General features: G+C 56.7%; 13 protein-coding genes. 12 read left to right on the top strand and 1 reads right to left on the bottom strand.

Annotated features, from left to right (window positions below; genetic code table 11):
* Positions 1 to 44: 44 nt before the first annotated feature.
* From D7024_RS08475 to gatB, 5 genes are all read left to right on the top strand, one after another.
* Positions 45 to 905: a lipid II flippase Amj family protein gene (locus D7024_RS08475; RefSeq protein ID WP_121451398.1), complete on the top strand. Its 861-nt coding sequence runs from the start codon at positions 45 to 47 to the stop codon at positions 903 to 905.
* Between the two features lie 25 nt (positions 906 to 930).
* Positions 931 to 2,943: an NAD-dependent DNA ligase LigA gene (gene ligA, locus D7024_RS08480; RefSeq protein WP_121451399.1), complete on the top strand. Its 2,013-nt coding sequence runs from the start codon at positions 931 to 933 to the stop codon at positions 2,941 to 2,943.
* Between the two features lie 365 nt (positions 2,944 to 3,308).
* The gene (gene gatC, locus D7024_RS08485) at positions 3,309 to 3,590 is read left to right on the top strand and encodes an Asp-tRNA(Asn)/Glu-tRNA(Gln) amidotransferase subunit GatC (protein WP_121451400.1); all 282 of its coding nucleotides are present in this window, start codon (positions 3,309 to 3,311) and stop codon (positions 3,588 to 3,590) included.
* 13 nt (positions 3,591 to 3,603) lie between these two features.
* Positions 3,604 to 5,061, top strand: coding sequence for an Asp-tRNA(Asn)/Glu-tRNA(Gln) amidotransferase subunit GatA (gene gatA, locus D7024_RS08490; protein ID WP_121451401.1), 1,458 nt, complete (start codon positions 3,604 to 3,606; stop codon positions 5,059 to 5,061).
* 15 nt (positions 5,062 to 5,076) lie between these two features.
* Positions 5,077 to 6,522 carry an Asp-tRNA(Asn)/Glu-tRNA(Gln) amidotransferase subunit GatB gene (gene gatB / locus D7024_RS08495; protein WP_121451402.1) on the top strand — a complete coding sequence of 482 codons (1,446 nt, stop codon included), beginning with the start codon at positions 5,077 to 5,079 and terminating at the stop codon, positions 6,520 to 6,522.
* A gap of 46 nt (positions 6,523 to 6,568) precedes the next feature.
* Here gatB and D7024_RS08500 read toward each other — a convergent pair whose 3' ends face one another.
* Entirely contained in the window at positions 6,569 to 7,819 is a 1,251-nt protein-coding gene (locus tag D7024_RS08500) for an L-lactate MFS transporter (RefSeq protein WP_121451403.1), read from the bottom strand.
* Between the two features lie 431 nt (positions 7,820 to 8,250).
* Here D7024_RS08500 and nifV point away from each other — a divergent pair, with 431 nt between their 5' ends.
* The 7 genes from nifV to D7024_RS08535 all read left to right on the top strand — a co-directional run bounded on the left by nifV (position 8,251) and on the right by D7024_RS08535 (position 16,969).
* Positions 8,251 to 9,414 (top strand): homocitrate synthase, encoded by a 1,164-nt coding sequence (gene nifV / locus D7024_RS08505; protein WP_121451404.1) that lies wholly within the window; start codon positions 8,251 to 8,253, stop codon positions 9,412 to 9,414.
* A 10-nt stretch (positions 9,415 to 9,424) separates the two neighbouring features.
* Positions 9,425 to 10,681: a 3-isopropylmalate dehydratase large subunit gene (locus D7024_RS08510; RefSeq protein ID WP_121451405.1), complete on the top strand. Its 1,257-nt coding sequence runs from the start codon at positions 9,425 to 9,427 to the stop codon at positions 10,679 to 10,681.
* A gap of 24 nt (positions 10,682 to 10,705) precedes the next feature.
* A complete protein-coding gene (locus D7024_RS08515) occupies positions 10,706 to 11,206 on the top strand; it encodes a 3-isopropylmalate dehydratase small subunit (RefSeq protein ID WP_121451406.1) in 501 nt (166 codons plus the stop codon).
* A gap of 24 nt (positions 11,207 to 11,230) precedes the next feature.
* Positions 11,231 to 12,235, top strand: a complete 1,005-nt coding sequence (locus D7024_RS08520) for an isocitrate dehydrogenase (NAD(+)) (RefSeq protein ID WP_121451407.1) — start codon at positions 11,231 to 11,233, stop codon at positions 12,233 to 12,235.
* 462 nt (positions 12,236 to 12,697) lie between these two features.
* Positions 12,698 to 13,072, top strand: coding sequence for a carbohydrate-binding protein (locus D7024_RS08525; protein WP_121451408.1), 375 nt, complete (start codon positions 12,698 to 12,700; stop codon positions 13,070 to 13,072).
* Positions 13,073 to 13,219: 147 nt separating this feature from the next.
* Complete coding sequence (locus D7024_RS08530; RefSeq protein WP_207666912.1) at positions 13,220 to 14,467, top strand: glycosyltransferase family 4 protein; 1,248 nt, start codon at positions 13,220 to 13,222, stop codon at positions 14,465 to 14,467.
* 33 nt (positions 14,468 to 14,500) lie between these two features.
* Positions 14,501 to 16,969 carry a mannose-1-phosphate guanyltransferase gene (locus tag D7024_RS08535; RefSeq protein WP_121451409.1) on the top strand — a complete coding sequence of 823 codons (2,469 nt, stop codon included), beginning with the start codon at positions 14,501 to 14,503 and terminating at the stop codon, positions 16,967 to 16,969.
* The last annotated feature ends 17 nt before the right edge of the window (positions 16,970 to 16,986 follow it).

Genomic DNA, 16,986 nt, shown 5'->3' on the forward strand with positions numbered 1-16,986 from the left:
AACTACCGCCAGGTAGATTTGCGTCCTATCTTCCGGAGGCCAACATGACCCGTTTGCTCATTGTGGCCCTGTTAACGGCCATTATTCACATGATCAATACCCTGATTTATTCCGTGCGCCTGGCCGGGGTGCGCACCCAGCGCCTGGCCACGGCCCTGTCCCTTTTCCAGGTGATCTTTCTCATTGCCAGCACGGCCAACCTGATTCAGGCACCCCTTATGTCCTCCATTGTGGAACACGCCATTAACGCTGGCTTAAGGCACGCCGGCGGCGGGGACATCCTGGCCGATCCCTACTACCAGGACCAGCTTGCCAGGTTAAACATGGAAATCCGCCTCGTCATCCTGGCTGCCACCGGGGGAACCATCCTGGGGGGTCTTTTTATCCCTACCTTCGTTTGGGTTTTCACCCGGGGGATAATGCTCCTGGAGGATCTGGGTTCGGTACCCCGCATGATCTTAAAAATGATCCTCTCCCCACGGCAGCTCTTAGCCATGGCCAAAAAGGTTAAACTACCGGGAGTGGGCCGTTTCCGGGACGCCCTGCGGGGACCGCTGAACATACCCCGGCACTTCCTGGTGGCCAATATTTTAATCACCGGCATCTGGACCACCGGTGTGCTCTCGGCCCTGTATGCGGGGGCGTTGATACCCCAGTTCCGGTCCACGGCCACCCTTACTTCGGGAATTGTTAACGGCGTGGCCGCCGTTCTGGCGGCCACCGTGGTGGATCCCACAGCGGCCATGATCACCGACCAGGCCATGCGTGGGGTGCGCCCGGAGGAAGATGTGAAGCAAATGGCCGTCTACCTTGCCCTGACCAGACTTGCAGGTACCCTTTTGGCCCAGGCCCTCTTTGTTCCCGGGGCACTGGTGATCCGCTTTGTGGCCGAACTAATTACCTGATCCAGTTTTCTTGGGGGTGTACTTTTTGGACAGCGCTTTGGAAAGAGCCCGCCATCGGATTGAGGAGCTGCGCCGGGAAATTGAATACCACAATTACCGTTACTATGTGCTGGACGACCCGGTAATTTCCGACGAGCGCTACGACGCATTGATGCGGGAACTGATCAAACTGGAAAGCAAATACCCGTCCCTGGTCACTCCGGATTCACCCAGCCAGCGGGTGGGGGGACAACCCCGGGAAGGCTTTGCCACCGTGCGCCACCGCATCCCCATGCTCAGCCTGGCCAACGCCTTTGACGAGGGAGAACTGCGGGATTTTGACCGCCGGGTACGTTCTTCCCTGCCCGGGGAACCGGTGGAGTATGTGGTGGAGCTGAAAATAGACGGGCTGGCCGTTTCCCTGCGCTATGAAAACGGCCTGCTGTTTACCGGGGCCACCCGGGGGGATGGGGAGACCGGCGAGGACATTACCGCCAACTTGAAAACCATCCGGGCCGTCCCCTTACGCCTGCGCCGCCCCGTTCCCCTGCTGGAAGTGCGGGGGGAAGTCTACATGTCCAAAGATGCCTTTATGCGTCTAAATGAAAGCCGGGAAGAAGCGGGGGAGCCCCTCTTTGCCAACCCGCGCAACGCCGCTGCGGGCAGCCTGCGCCAGCTGGACCCGGCCGTAACAGCCTCCCGCCAGCTGAGCATCTTTGTCTACGGGATCGGGGAGATCGATGGGGTTAGTGTAAATACCCATGCCGAAACCCTGGCCCTGCTCAAGGCGCTGGGCTTTCCCGTTAATCCCCATCACCGCCTTTTGCCCGATATCCAGGCGGTGATTGATTACTGTAACCGGTGGCAGGAAGAGCGCTTTAACCTCCCCTATGTCATTGACGGCCTGGTCATTAAAGTCAACTCCCTGGATCAGCAGGCCCGGCTCGGTGCCACCATGAAGAGCCCCCGCTGGGCCATTGCCTTCAAGTTTCCGGCCGAACAGGCCAAAACCAAAGTGCGGGACATTATCCTGCGGGTGGGACGTACCGGAGTCCTGACCCCCACCGCCATTTTAGAACCGGTCCGTCTGGCCGGCACCACCGTCAGCCGGGCCACCCTGCATAACGAGGACATAATCAAGGAGAAGGACATCCGGATCGGGGACACGGTAATTGTACAAAAGGCCGGCGATGTTATTCCGGAAGTGGTCGCGGTGATCCCGGAAGAGCGCACCGGAGACGAAAAACCCTTTGTCATGCCCCGCCGCTGTCCCGAATGCGGCGCGGAGGCCATCCGTCCCCCGGGAGAAGCGGGAACCCGCTGCACCAACATCGCCTGCCCGGCCCGGCTGCGGGAGGAATTGATCCACTTTGCTTCCCGCAATGCCATGGATATTGCCGGCCTGGGGCCGGCGGTAATCGGCCAGTTGCTGGCAGCGGGACTGGTGCGGGACCCGGCGGATCTTTACACCTTGCGCATGGAGGACCTGGTGCCCCTGGAGCGCCTGGGCAAAAAATCGGCCCAAAACCTCCTGGAGGCAATTGAAAAAAGCAAGTCCAACCCCCTGTACCGCCTGATTTTTGCCCTGGGCATCCGGCACGTGGGGGAAAGGGCCGCACGCATTTTAGCCCAACGCTTCGGTTCCCTGGACCGGCTCTCCCGGGCCACTTATGAAGAACTGGTAGCCATTCCGGAAATCGGCCCCAAGATTGCCGAAAGCGTGATAACCTTTTTTGCCCAGGAACAAAACCGCCGGGTGCTGGAAAAACTGGCCGCCGCCGGTGTAAATACCCGCCAAGAGCCAGAAGGAGAGCCCGGCGACAAACCCCTGGCGGGCAAAGTTTTCGTCCTCACCGGTACCCTGGAGCATTTCACCCGGCAGGAGGCCCAGGAGTTAATTGAGCGCCTGGGCGGGCGCGTGAGCTCCAGTGTGAGCAAAAAAACCGATTATGTGGTGGTAGGGGAGAATCCCGGCAGCAAATACGACAGGGCCCTGGCCCTGGGTATCCCCATCCTGCGGGAAGAAGACTTTCGCCGCCTGGTGGAGCAGGCCATGTAAAATTTGAGTAGGAACTCATGACCCATTCAATGTCACTAACAACGGATAAAATGGCCGCTGTTTTGCACGAAGCGAGCGACCTTGAGCCGAGCAGGTGCCAAACTTAGCGAGACCGAAGGCGGAGGCGGGGCCGAGGGCATGGATGCCCGAGGCCGGCCCCTGAGGCATGGATGCCGAATGGGCCGGGAACCCCGCCGGAGCCCGAGGTCGAGCGTTAGTTTGGCCTGCGAGGCGAACGGAGCGAGCGTGTGCAAAACAGCAGGCGAGAATCTTGATACGGGCGATGGAACAGTTAAATTGCAACCTCCCCCATGGAGCGCTATAATATTGTCATTTAAAGTCTTGAAAGTAAGGAAGGTGCTGGTATGATAACCATCAAGGACGTGGAGCATGTGGCCCTTCTGGCCCGCCTGGAATTGAACGAAGAAGAAAAGCAAATGTACACCAAACAGTTGAACGCTATCCTGGAATACGCCCAGATGCTCAACGAACTGAACACCGACGACATCCCGCCCACCGCCCACGTGCTGCCCCTGAAAAACGTCTGGCGGGAAGATGAAGTGGGTGAACACCTGCCGCCCGAAGAGGTACTGGCCAACGCCCCGGAAACGGAAGGCCAGTTCTTCAAAGTGCCGCGGATAGTTTAAGGAGGGAATTTTGTTGGAGCTGTACTACCTCACCGCCCACGAACTGCACGATTTGCTCGTCAAAAAGGAAATCAGCGCCGAGGAAATTTGCCGCGCCGTCTTTGACCGCATTGATGCCGTAGAGGACAAAATCAAAGCCTATGTCACCCTGACCAGGGACAGGGCCTTTGCCCGGGCACGGGAAATCGATCGTAAAATTGCCGCCGGGGAAGAAATCCCGCCCCTGGCCGGCATCCCGGTGGCCATTAAGGACAACATGTGCACCCGCGGAGTACGCACCACCTGCTCCTCGAAAATTCTCTACAACTTTGTGCCCCCCTACAACGCCACGGTGGTGGAAAAGCTGGAGGCCGCCGGCACGGTAATGGTGGGCAAGACAAATATGGACGAGTTTGCCATGGGTTCTTCCACGGAAAACTCGGGCTTTTTTGTGACCGCCAACCCCTGGGACCTGGAGAGGGTACCCGGCGGGTCAAGCGGCGGCTCCGCCGCGGCGGTGGCGGCAGGGGAAGCCATTACCGCTCTGGGTTCCGACACGGGTGGCTCCATCCGCCAGCCGGCAGCGCTCTGCGGGGTGGTGGGATTAAAACCTACCTACGGGGCCGTTTCCCGCTACGGGCTGGTGGCCTTTGCCTCCTCCCTGGATCAAATCGGACCCTTTACCCGGGATGTCACCGACTGTGCCCTCATGTTAAACGCCATCTGCGGGCACGATCCCATGGATTCCACCTCGGCACCCCAGGACATCCCCGACTTCACATCCTGCTTGAGGGATGACGTGAAGGGCCTGAAAATCGGCGTACCCAGGGAATACATGGGGGAGGGGATTGACCCCGCCGTAAAAGAAATCATTGGACAGGCCATCAAGCTGCTGGCCTCCCTGGGGGCAGAAGTCGAGGAGACCACTTTGCCCCACAGCCGTTACGCCCTGCCCACTTATTATTTAATTGCCCCGGCAGAAGCCAGCTCCAACCTGGCCCGCTATGACGGCGTCCGTTACGGCTACCGGGCGGAGGACGCCCGGGATGTGGTGGACATGTTCATGAAGACACGCAGCCAGGGCTTCGGCCCGGAAGTAAAACGGCGCATTATGCTGGGCACGTACGCCCTGTCCGCGGGCTACTACGACGCCTATTATTTAAAGGCCTTGAAAGTGCGCACCTTAATCAAGCAGGATTTTGACCGGGCCTTCGAAAAATTTGATGTGCTCCTGGCTCCCACCGCCCCGTCCCCGGCCTTCAAGCGGGGAGAAAAGACTGACGACCCCCTTCAGATGTACATGTCCGACATCTGCACCCTGGCGGTAAACCTGGCCGGCATACCCGGAATATCCATCCCGGCGGGGTTTGTGGACGGCTTACCCGTGGGCTTACAGTTAATTGGCAGGCCCTTTGGCGAGGGTACCCTCTTGCGGGTGGCCTACACCTTTGAGCAACACACGGATTATCACCGGCGCCGGCCGTCTTTATAGGGAGGGAAACAAAATTTGGTTGAGTACGAAACCATCATCGGCCTGGAAGTGCACGTAGAATTAAAAACAAAAAGCAAGATCTTTTGCTCGTCCACCACGGAATTTGGGGGGGACCCCAATACCCATGTTTGCCCCGTTTGCCTGGGGTTGCCGGGAGTGCTCCCGGTTTTAAATAAAAAGGTGCTGGAATACGCCATCCGGGCGGCTTTGGCCCTGAACTGCGAAATTGCTGAATACTCCAAGTTCGACCGCAAAAACTACTATTACCCAGATCTACCTAAGAATTACCAGATATCCCAGTATGATCTGCCCCTGGCCAGAAACGGCTACCTGAACATTGAAGTGAACGGGCAAACCAGGCGCATCGGCATTACCCGCATACACATGGAGGAGGATGCGGGTAAGTTGATCCACCAGGGCACCATTGCCACCTCTCCCTATTCCCTGGTAGACTACAACCGCACCGGTGTGCCGCTCATTGAAATTGTCTCCGAGCCGGATATGCGTTCCCCCGAGGAAGCCCGGGCTTACCTGGAAAAACTGAAGGCCATTATCCAGTATACCGGAGTTTCCGACTGCAAAATGGAGGAAGGGTCCTTACGCTGCGACGCCAACGTTTCCGTACGCCCCAGGGGGAGCCGGGAATTCGGCACGAAAACGGAAATTAAAAACATGAACTCCTTTAAAGCGCTGCAGCGGGCCCTGACCTACGAAGTAGAACGGCAAATTGCCGTGCTCCAGGAAGGCGGCCGCATCGTCCAGGAGACCCGCACCTGGGATGAAAACAAAGGGGTAACCCTGCCCATGCGCAGCAAGGAAGAAGCCCACGATTACCGCTACTTCCCCGAGCCGGACCTGGTACCCCTGGTGATCGACCGGCGGTGGGTGGAGGAAATCCGGGCAACACTCCCCGAGCTTCCCGACGAGCGGCGCAACCGCTACATCAAGCGCTACGAGCTCCCGGCCTACGACGCCACCGTGCTCACCGCCACCAAAGAAATGGCCGATTACTTTGAAGAGTGCGTGGCCCTTTATCCCAACGCCAAGGCGGTCAGCAACTGGATGATGGGGGATCTCTCGCGCCTGTTAAATGCCCATAATATAGACATTACCCGGTGCAAGGTGTCCCCCCGCCAGCTGACGGACATGCTCAAACTGATGGATAAGGGCACCATCAGCGGAAAGATTGCCAAAACGGTTTTCGAGGAAATGTTTGCCACCGGCAAGGATCCGGAACAAATTGTGCAGGAGAAGGGGCTCGTACAGATTACCGATGAGGGGGCCATTGCCGCCGTAGTGGAGGAAGTGCTGGCCGGCAACGCCAAGGTGGTGGAAGACTATCTGAAAGGAAAGGACAGGGCCTTCGGCTTCTTAGTGGGCCAGGTGATGAAGGCCACCCGGGGTAAAGCCAACCCGGAGCTGGTCAACCGCCTGCTCAAAGAAAAACTTCATTCCAGTTAAAGACTTACCCTAATGTTAAGGGGCGGGTGCAAACCCGCCCCAACCTTTATACATTTACTGCCTGCTCGTTTGCCGCCGGTTTTGTGGGCGGCTTGGTGACAAAACTCAGGATGGCGGCCACCACCAGCAGGGCGGCGGAGATCAGGTAACTGGCATTATAACCGCCGGTAAGGTCTGCCGCCCGCCCCGCAATGATTGGCCCGATGAGGGCGCCGGCACCCCAGGCGGTAAAGACCAGGCCGTAGTTGATACCGGCATTCTTCAACCCGAAGTAGTCGTAAGTAGCCGACGGGAAGAGGGAAAGGTTGGCCCCGTAAGCTATCCCGGTGAGAACCGAGCCAATAAACAGGGTTGCCGCACTCTTGTAGGAGGCAAACAGCAGCATGTTGGCCGCTTGAATGGCAAACACAAGAAGCATGGTGTTGGTCCGGCCCAACCGGTCACTCAACCATCCGGCCAGTATGCGCCCGCCGGCATTGGCTACGGCCAGCACCGCCACAAACACGAAGCCCCAGTTGATGCCACCCTGGATCTGGGCAATCTTGGCCAGGTGGCCGATAACCAATAGCCCTGCCGAAGCGGCGAAGCAGAACATCAACCAGAGCAGGTAAAACTGGGGTGTGGCCAGCATCTCGCGGGGGCTGAAGTCCTGCTTGGAGCTGGCCGCGGTGGCCGCCCTGGTGGCGGGAGGCGGACCGCCGTAAGGCACATAACCCGGGGGCGGGAAGGCAAGTACCTGGGCCAGGATGACAATAACGGTTAAGAATATGATTCCTTCGTAGATAAAGGTTTTGGAAATACCGTAATTAGCCAGGAAATACTTTGTCATGGGGGCGGTATAAACCGAAGCCAGGCCGAAGCCGGCCACCACCAGACCGGCAATCAGTCCCTTCTTATGGGGCTGGAACCATTTCACCGCCGCCGGCGTGGGAGCGCCATATCCAAACCCCAGGGCCGCACCAACGATAAGCCCAAAACCGATGGTAATACCTGCCAGGGACTGGGTAACTCCCGAGATAATCATACCCGCACCGGCCAGGATACCGCCAATAGTGGCCACCAGCCGGGGACCAAACTTATCCACCATACGCCCCGCCGGAACCATGAACAGGGCAAACATCACACAGGCCAGGGTATAGGGAAACTGGGACTGGGTTTTGGTCCAATGCAACTGATCAATGAGGGCCGCGGCAAAAACACTCCAGGTGTATAATACACCCAAAGCCAGATTTATACCCATGCCGGCAAGGGGAACTGACCAGGCCCGGGCCAAACTGGGCTGGTTGGGCTGATTCATGGGATACACCTCCGGTCATATTTGGTTAAATACCTCACTTGTTGCTGCACTATCTTTTAAATGCGATGGGGCGTTCTGCTGGTCATGGCATCCCTCCCCGGGGCATCCCTCCGCTATTTTTATTGTATTTTGTTTTATCAGGTAAGAATATAAATTTTCCGGCAATAGACAAAACCATCAACTAAATGGTTTCGCTTTCGCTCAAAGAAAGCAAAAGGTTCCCCAACTGCCAGCGGATTTTCTACCCGCAGCCAGATTTTGACCGCTGGGTGCACCAGAATGGCCGTCGGAGGAAGCATCTTTTGGGCTTTTATACAGGTGAAATTATGCTTTTCAGTTAACCAATTTCATGGTATTATTAAAGCTGTATAATTTTGTGTCGCATTTTGCTACAGACCTTTCGGGAAAAGAATGCAACAAGGGGTGAAAAAATGAGTGAAAAACTGACTGAAAATACGACCGAAAAAAAGGAGCAAAGGAAAATTATTATCGTGGATACCACCCTGCGGGATGGTGAGCAGACGGCAGGAGTGGTCTTTGCAAACCGGGAAAAGGTACGTATAGCCAGGTTCCTGGACGAAATTGGCGTGCACCAAATCGAAGCAGGCATCCCCGTAATGGGCGGCGATGAGATGGAAGCCATTAAGGAAATTTGCAGGGCGGGCCTTAAAGCCAGCATAATGGGCTGGAACCGCCCGGTAATCAAAGATATCGAAGCCTCCCTGGCCTGCGGGGTAGATGCCGTGGCTATTTCTATTTCCACCTCGGATATCCACATTAAATACAAGCTGCAAACCAGCCGGGAATGGGTGCTGGAGCAAATGGTCAAGGCCGTGGAGTTTGCCAAGAAAGAAGGCATGTATATTTCGGTTAACGCCGAAGACGCCTCCCGCACCGACATGGATTTCCTGATCCAGTTTGCCAGGGCGGCCAAGGAGGCTGGCGCCGACCGGCTGCGCTACTGCGACACCGTGGGCATTCTGGATCCCTTCACTACCTACGAGCGCATTCAAACCATACTTAAACATGTGGACATAGACATTGAGATGCATACCCATAACGATTTCGGCATGGCCACAGCCAACGCCCTCGCCGGTGTCAGGGCCGGTGCGACCCATGTGGGGGTGACCGTAATCGGCCTGGGTGAGCGGGCGGGAAACGCCGCCCTGGAGGAAGTGGTCATGGCCTTGAAACACTTGATGGGCATTGATTTAGGATTTAAGACCGAGATGTTCCGGGAAATCGCCGAGTACGTATCCCGGGCTTCCGGCCGGGAGCTGCCGGCCTGGAAGGCCATTGTGGGTTCCAATATGTTTGCCCATGAATCGGGCATCCACGCCGACGGCGCCCTGAAGAACCCGAAGACTTACGAGGCCTTCCATCCGGAAGAGGTAGGCCTGGAGCGCCAGATCGTGATCGGCAAACATTCCGGTACCGCTGCCCTGAAGGCCAAGTTTGCTGAGTACGGGATCCATTTGAGCGAATTCCGGGCTCAGGAGTTGCTGGCCAAAGTACGTGCTTACTGTGTAGCCTTAAAGCGGCCGCTCTTCGATAAGGAGCTCATGTACATCTACGAAGACTATTTTGGAAAGTAGGGGTTTTGCCTTGGGTCAGACCATCATTGAAAAAATTCTGTCCAGTCATAGCGGTCAGGAGGCCTATGCCAACGATATTGTGGTAGCCCGGGTTGACTTCATCATGGGTCAGGACGGTACCTCCCCCCTGGCCATTCGGGCCTTCGAGGAAATGGGGGGATCAAAGGTCTCCGATCCCGACCGGGTTGCCTTTGTTATCGATCACAGTGCCCCGAGCCCCAATGAAGGGGTATCGGCTTTGCACCAGCTGATGCGCCGGTTCGCCCGGGAAAAGGGCATTCATCTTTACGACATCGGGGAGGGTGTCTGTCACCAGGTGGTGCCGGAGAGCGGGCGGGTAGGTCCCGGAACCCTGGTCATTGGTGCCGATTCCCATACCTGCACCTACGGGGCGCTTAATGCCTTTTCCACGGGTGTGGGTTCCACCGATCTGGCCGGTGCCTTGATTTCGGGGCAGATGTGGTTTAAAGTGCCCGAAACCTTCAAGTTTGTCTGTCACGGCACCCTGCCCCGGGGTGTTTACGCCAAAGACCTCATCCTGCACCTCATCGGTGATGTAACGGCCGATGGCGCCACTTATATGGCGGCGGAATACACCGGTGAAGCCATTGCCAACCTGTCCATGGACGGGCGTTTTACCATTGCCAACATGGCCATTGAAATGGGTGCCAAGGCGGGTTTAATGGAAGCCGACGAAAAGACCTTTGCCTGGCTGGCCCAGTTCACCCGCCGGCAGTTCATCCCCGTAAGCCCGGATCCCGATGCCCGCTATGCCCGGATCAAGGAATATGACGTCTCAAACCTGGAACCTCAGGTGGCCCGGCCCCACCGGGTGGATAACGTCTGCCCGGTGGCGGAGGTGGCCGGAACCCCCATCCAGCAGGCGGTGATCGGCACCTGCACCAACGGGCGGCTGGAGGATTTACGCATCGCAGCCCAAATTCTGGCCGGAAGGCGCATCCACCGGGACGTGCGCCTGATTGTCGCACCCGCTTCCAGGCGCATTTACCTGCAGGCCATGCGGGAGGGGATCATCCAGACCCTGGTGGAAAGCGGTGCCGCCGTGGTTACCCCCGGCTGCGGACCCTGCGTGGGCACCCATAACGGCGTGCCTTCCGATGGGGAGAATGTAATTTCCACCGCCAACCGGAACTTTAAAGGCCGCATGGGCAACAGCAAAGCCTTTATTTACCTGGCTTCCCCGGCCACGGTGGCAGCCTCGGCCCTGACCGGACGGATTACCGACCCGCGGGAGTTTTTGCGTTAAACTGAACATAAAGTAGGTGACGGGATGCTTTTACAGGGAAAAGCCCATAAATTCGGCGATGACGTAAATACTGACTACATCATTTCGGGTAAATATAAATTTAAAACCCTGGACATGCAGGAACTGGCCAAACATGTCATGGAAGACCTGGACCCTGACTTTTACCATAAGATCAACGCGGGCGATTTCATCGTGGCCGGCCGTAATTTTGGCTGCGGCTCATCCCGGGAACAGGCCCCCCTGGCCATCAAACACGCCCGCATTTCCGCCGTGCTGGCCAAATCCTTTGCCCGCATTTTTTACCGCAACGCTATCAATACGGGACTACCCGTAGTGGAATGCGACACCGACCAGATCGACCCGGGGGATGAGCTGGTAGTGGACTTAAGTAGCGGGGTGATTACCAACAAAACGAAAGGGATCACCATTGCGGCCAAACCCCTCCCCCCGGTGATGATTAAAATTCTTAACGACGGCGGCCTGGTGGCCCACTTCCGGAAATACGGCGGTTTTAATTTAGATTAGGTAACCACTAGGAGGTACTAAGCGGTGACACATAAAATAACCCTGATCCCCGGTGACGGCGTGGGCCCGGAGATTGCCCAGGCCACCCGCCGGGTTATCGATGCCAGCGGTGTGAATATTGAATGGGAAGTGGTAGAGGCCGGGGAAGCCTTGATACCCCGGTACGGTACTCCTCTGCCCGAGCATGTACTGGACTCCATCCGCCGGAACCGGGTAGCCTTAAAGGGGCCCATCACCACCCCGGTGGGAGGGGGCTTTCGCAGCGTAAACGTTACCCTGCGCCAGGAATTAAACCTTTACGCCAACGTGCGCCCGGCCCGCACCCTGCCGGGAATAGTTACCCGTTACCAGAACGTGGACCTGGTGGTGGTAAGGGAAAATACGGAAGACCTTTATGCGGGTATTGAACACCGGGTGGGCCCGGATGCGGCCGAAAGCATCAAAATCATTACCCGCCAGGCCTCGGAGCGCATTGCACGCTTTGCCTTCGAACTGGCCAGGAAACAGGGGCGCAAAAAAGTCACCGCCGTACATAAGGCCAATATTATGAAACTCACCGATGGCCTGTTTCTGGAATGTGCCCGGCAGGTGGCCCGGGAATACCCGGATATTGTCTTTGAAGACATGATCGTCGACGCCATGTGCATGAAACTGGTACAGGCTCCGGAAAACTATGATGTCCTGGTGCTTCCCAACCTGTACGGTGATATCGTCAGCGACCTCTGTGCCGGTCTGGTGGGCGGCCTGGGTGTCGCCCCGGGAGCAAACATCGGTACCGGGGCGGCGGTTTTTGAGCCGGTTCACGGCAGTGCTCCCAAACACGCCGGCAAGAACCGCATTAACCCCCTGGCCATGATTCTGTCCGGCATAATGATGCTGCAGCACCTGGGCGAAGATGAGGCGGCCAACCGCATATACGAGGCCGTGCTGGCCGTACTGCGGGAGGGCAAGGCCCTGACCTACGACCTGGGTGGCAATGCCGGAACCAGTGAAATGGCTGATGCGATTATAAGTAAAATGCTGGCTTAATAATGTAGGGTCCTGTACTTTTAAGGAGGCCGAAAAAACCCTCCGGGGTACAAAACGCTTGCCTATCTCAAATACTTCCATTTAACGGTGTGATCCGTGTCACACCGTTATTGACACGGCTATGCAGGACACCTTAAGCAAATGTTTGGGTGTATATTTACCGCTCCAACGTGCGATGCCCTTTTCATCCCACAGCACGAGGCCGCAGGTTTTCTGGGGCGGTGCTATATAAAATTGGTGTGCCGGACATGTTAGCTAGCTACGCCCAACGCCTTAAAAACAAGTACCGGGTTACCTAACACTTAACCGCCGGTGTTCCACCGGCGGATTTTTTTATTGTAAAAACATCTATTGTTGCCCCTTTATCAACGGGAAAGTTGTGTGCATAAAAAAAGCCCGCCGGCATAATAATAAGCTTGTGGCCTGATTTCGCTTACCGTTACAGCCAGGAGGTGATGTTATTTGGCGCATCCAAGCAATTTCGGGGAAGGCGAGGGGCGGCTTAAAGCCATGCACGACGCCGACTTCCCCGGTGGAGTTGTGGTGGACCCCACTCCGATCACAGCATATGATGAGATCACCGTATTTTACAACGGACTGCTGGCCCAAAGCGGCGCCGAACAGGTTTACCTGCACGTGGGATTCGGAGATCCCAGGAACTGGCGCAATGTCCAGGATTTACGGATGTCCCGTACGGGGTGGGGTTTTGTGAAAACACTGGAAATGCCCGATGAAAGCCGCTTCAACTTCTGTTTTCGGGACAACGCCTATAACTGGGATAACAATAACGGGCTCAACTGGAGTTTCGAAATCCATAACGGCCAGCGCCGTATTTAAATTTCCAGGGAAGCTTTATGGTCACCACTGGCTTTAAGCAACAGCTTGCCATTTGCTTTTTAAATCCCTACCGCCAGGGCCCGGTAGGGATTTCACTTTAGGTTCAAAGTCAAAAAACAAAAAACGGATCAGGGAGGGAAAAGCCTTTTGCGGATCCTGATGCTTTCATGGGAATACCCGCCTAAATCCGTAGGGGGACTGGCCCAGCACGTCTACGACCTGTCCTGTGCCCTGGTGGGAATTGGAGAGGAGGTACATGTGCTCACCTGTGGGGCACCCGGTATTCCCGATTACGAGCAAGTAAACGGCGTACACGTCCATCGCTTTCATACCTACCAGATATCTGCCCCCCATTTTGTCACCTGGGTTGCCCAACTGAACATAGCCATGCTGGAACGGGCCATCCCGCTCTTCTCCGAATTGGGAGGGGTGCATATAATCCATGCCCATGATTGGCTGGTAGCATATGCGGCCCGGGCCTTAAAACACGCCTGGCGCCTGCCCCTGGTAGCCACCATTCATGCCACCGAATACGGCCGTAACTGTGGTTTACATAATGATATCCAGCGACATATTAGTGATATTGAATGGTGGCTGACGTACGAGGCCTGGAAAGTGATCTGCTGCAGCCAGTACATGAAAAATGAGGTGCGTCACGTCTTTCAAGTGCCGGATGATAAGATCGAGGTTATCGTCAACGGGGTTAATCCGGCCAATTTTGCCATCCGCACCATACGGGTAACCAGGGACCAGTTCGCCGCCCCAGACGAACACATCGTTTTTTATGTGGGACGGCTGGTGCGGGAAAAGGGCGTACAGGTCCTTTTAGACGCTGCCCCGCAAATTCTAGCCCGGCACCCCCAGACCAAATTTATTATTGCTGGTAAAGGCCCTTACGCGGAGGAACTGCACCGCCAGGCCGTTAGCCTGGGCATTGCCCAGCGGGTTTATTTTACCGGGTATGTAGATGACGAGGTACGGAACACCCTGTACAGCTGGGCCGATGTAGCCGTTTTTCCGAGCCTGTATGAGCCCTTTGGCATTGTCGCCCTGGAAGGTATGGCCGCCCGGACTCCGGTGGTAGTGGCGGATACCGGCGGCTTAAGTGAAATTGTGGAACATGGAGTGGACGGTTTAAAGTTTTACCCCGGCAATAGCCGTTCCCTGGCCGATATGATCGTCTGGCTGTTACAGGACCGCCAGTTGGCCCAAAACCTGCGCCAGCGGGCTTTTCGCAAGGTGCAGGAAAAGTTCAACTGGCGGGATATTGCCCTTGCCACCAGGCGGGTTTACCAGCAGGTGTGGAATGAATACCGCCACGTTCCATGGTATAGCCCGTACATGCGTAGCAACCGTCTGTTCACCCGCATGTCCAAAATCTTTGCCCGGGCCTAACCTGGGCTTTTAGTGCAGAACAGGAGGGATTTAATGAAAGCAATCATTATGGCCGGGGGAGAGGGTTCCCGCCTGCGCCCCCTCACCTGCAACCGCCCTAAGCCCATGGTGCCGGTAGCCAACCGGCCCATGATGTCTCACATTGTGGAACTGCTGAAAGCCCACGGTTTTACCGACGTGGCGGTAACCCTGCAATACATGCCGGAAGCCATCCGGGATTATTTCGGAAACGGCGCCCGGTACGGAATTAATATGCAATACTTCATCGAGGAAACCCCCCTGGGCACCGCGGGCAGTGTAAAGAACGCCCGGGAGTTTCTGGATGAAACCTTCCTGGTGATTAGTGGGGACGCCCTCACCGATTTAGATCTTTCCCGGGCCGTTGCCTTTCACCGCCAGCGGGGAGCCATGGCCACCCTGGTGCTTACCCGGGTGAGCTGTCCCCTGGAGTACGGTGTGGTTATCACCAAACCCGACGGACGCATCACCCAGTTTCTGGAAAAGCCTGCCTGGGGTGAGGTTTTCAGTGATACGGTAAACACGGGCATTTATGTGCTGGAACCGGAAGTCCTGGAATATATCGAACCCGGCCGCATGGTCGACTTCAGCAAGGATCTCTTTCCCTTACTGTTGCAGGAGAAAAAGCCGCTGTTCGGCGTGGTGCTGCCGGGCTACTGGTGTGATATAGGCAACTTGCAGCAATATTTGCAGGCCCATCAGGACGTTCTTTCGGGCCGGGTGAAAATTAACATTGCGGGCCGGGAAATTCAACCGGGAGTTTGGGTGGGTGACGGGGTGGATATCAGTACCGGCGCCCGCATCACCGGTCCGGTCCTGATTGGAGACGGGTGTTACATCGGTCCCGGTGCGGAGATAGATCCTTTCAGTGTCCTTGGAGAAGGTTGTTTGATCCAGGAACGGGCCTCCATCAAGCGCAGCGTTCTATGGAACAACGTATATACGGGGCCGGGGGCGGCCTTAAGGGGGGCCATCGTAGCCAGCCGCGTGCAGGTGCAGGCCCACGCGGCGGTCTATGAAGGGGCCGTCATTGGCAGCGACTCGGTAATTCAGGAACGAAGCATAATCAAACCAGACGTAAAGTTATGGCCCCATAAACTGGTGGAAAGCGGTACCGTTGTCCAAAACAGTCTGGTCTGGGGTACCCGATACCCGAAGAAAATTTTCGGGCTTGAAGGTATCAGCGGCCTGGTTAATGTGGAGCTGACTCCGGAGTTTGCCTGCCGGGTGGGAGCGGCCTTTGCCTCGGCCATGGGCAGCCGGGGGGTGCACCTGGCTGTAAGCAGCGATGCCTATCCGGCTTCCCGGATGATTAAATGCGCCCTGACCTGCGGGTTGCAGTCGGCCGGCGCACAGGTGGTGGACCTGGGCACCGGTATTACCCCCATGCAGCGTTTTGCCGTGCGCCAACTGGCGCTGGCCGGAGGGGTACATGTACGGCTATCTCCCCACCGCTCCGATCATGTAACTATGATTTTTATCAACGGCAAGGGCGGAAACATTTCCCGCAACGTCGAGCGAAAAGTGGAAAACTTGCTCATGCGGGAAGACTTTCACCGGGCTGAACCGCAGACCATCCTTCCCCCGGAGTTTGTTCCCGCCGTTCCCGAAAGTTATATCGAAGCCCTGATGCGGGATCTCGACCCGGCAGTGCTGGAGGAAGCGCGTTTCCGGCTGGTAGTAGCCTATGATAGGGATAATTTGGGCCCCTTCCTGGAACATCTGATCGGAAGATTGGGCGTTATAGTGGAAAACCTGAACCTGCCGGCGGATACACCTCCCGCCACCTGGCGGAATTATCAGGAAACCTTGTCCTTCTTGGGCCGGCGGGTACGGGAAACGGGTGCTTCGGCCGGGGCGCTCCTGGATGCCAACGGCGACCGGCTGGTGCTGGTGGATGAACGGGGGCGGGTAATCCAGGATAACCTGCTTACCGCCCTGATCGCGCTCATCATCCTCCGGGCCCGGGGAGGACCGGTGGTAGTCCCGGTTACAGCCCCGCTGGCTATTGATACTCTGGCCGAAAAATACCGGGGACGGGTGGTACGCACCAAGACGGCCGTCCAGGACTTTGTGGAAAAAGTGCTGGGACAGGATGAGTTCCAGTTCCTCCTGAATTTTGATGCCCTGGGAGCCCTCACCCGCATCCTGGAGTTTGCCGCCAAAAACGGACTTACCCTCGGTGAGCTGGTAGATGAAATACCCACCTTTTTTATGGACCAGAAGGAGGTGCCCGTGCCCTGGGAGGCTAAAGGCCGGGTAATCCGGCGGTTGATTGAAGACCCTCCCACAGCACAACTGGAGTTGCTGGATGGTGTAAAGGTTTTTCACCCCCAGGGATGGGCGCTGGTCCTGCCGGACCCCGACGAACCGGTTTGTCGGGTATTTACCGAAGGAGCATCCATGGAAATCGCCCGGTCCTTGTGTGATTTTTACATTGATAAAATAAGTCAAATTGCGGGTTCTGCCGAAGCTACCGGTTAAAAAAAGCTCCCCGTAGG

Source organism: Desulfofundulus salinus, from assembly GCF_003627965.1.
Taxonomy (GTDB): domain Bacteria; phylum Bacillota; class Desulfotomaculia; order Desulfotomaculales; family Desulfovirgulaceae; genus Desulfofundulus; species Desulfofundulus salinus.

Bases quoted from the DNA above. Each gene is read 5' to 3' on its own strand.
- D7024_RS08535 (WP_121451409.1), top strand. From the start codon at position 14,501: ATGAAAGCAATCATTATGGCCGGGGGAGAGGGTTCCCGCCTGCGCCCC.
- nifV (WP_121451404.1), top strand. From the start codon at position 8,251: ATGAGTGAAAAACTGACTGAAAATACGACCGAAAAAAAGGAGCAAAGG.
- D7024_RS08475 (WP_121451398.1), top strand. From the start codon at position 45: ATGACCCGTTTGCTCATTGTGGCCCTGTTAACGGCCATTATTCACATG.
- D7024_RS08515 (WP_121451406.1), top strand. From the start codon at position 10,706: ATGCTTTTACAGGGAAAAGCCCATAAATTCGGCGATGACGTAAATACT.
- D7024_RS08500 (WP_121451403.1), bottom strand. From the start codon at position 7,819: ATGAATCAGCCCAACCAGCCCAGTTTGGCCCGGGCCTGGTCAGTTCCC.
- gatC (WP_121451400.1), top strand. From the start codon at position 3,309: ATGATAACCATCAAGGACGTGGAGCATGTGGCCCTTCTGGCCCGCCTG.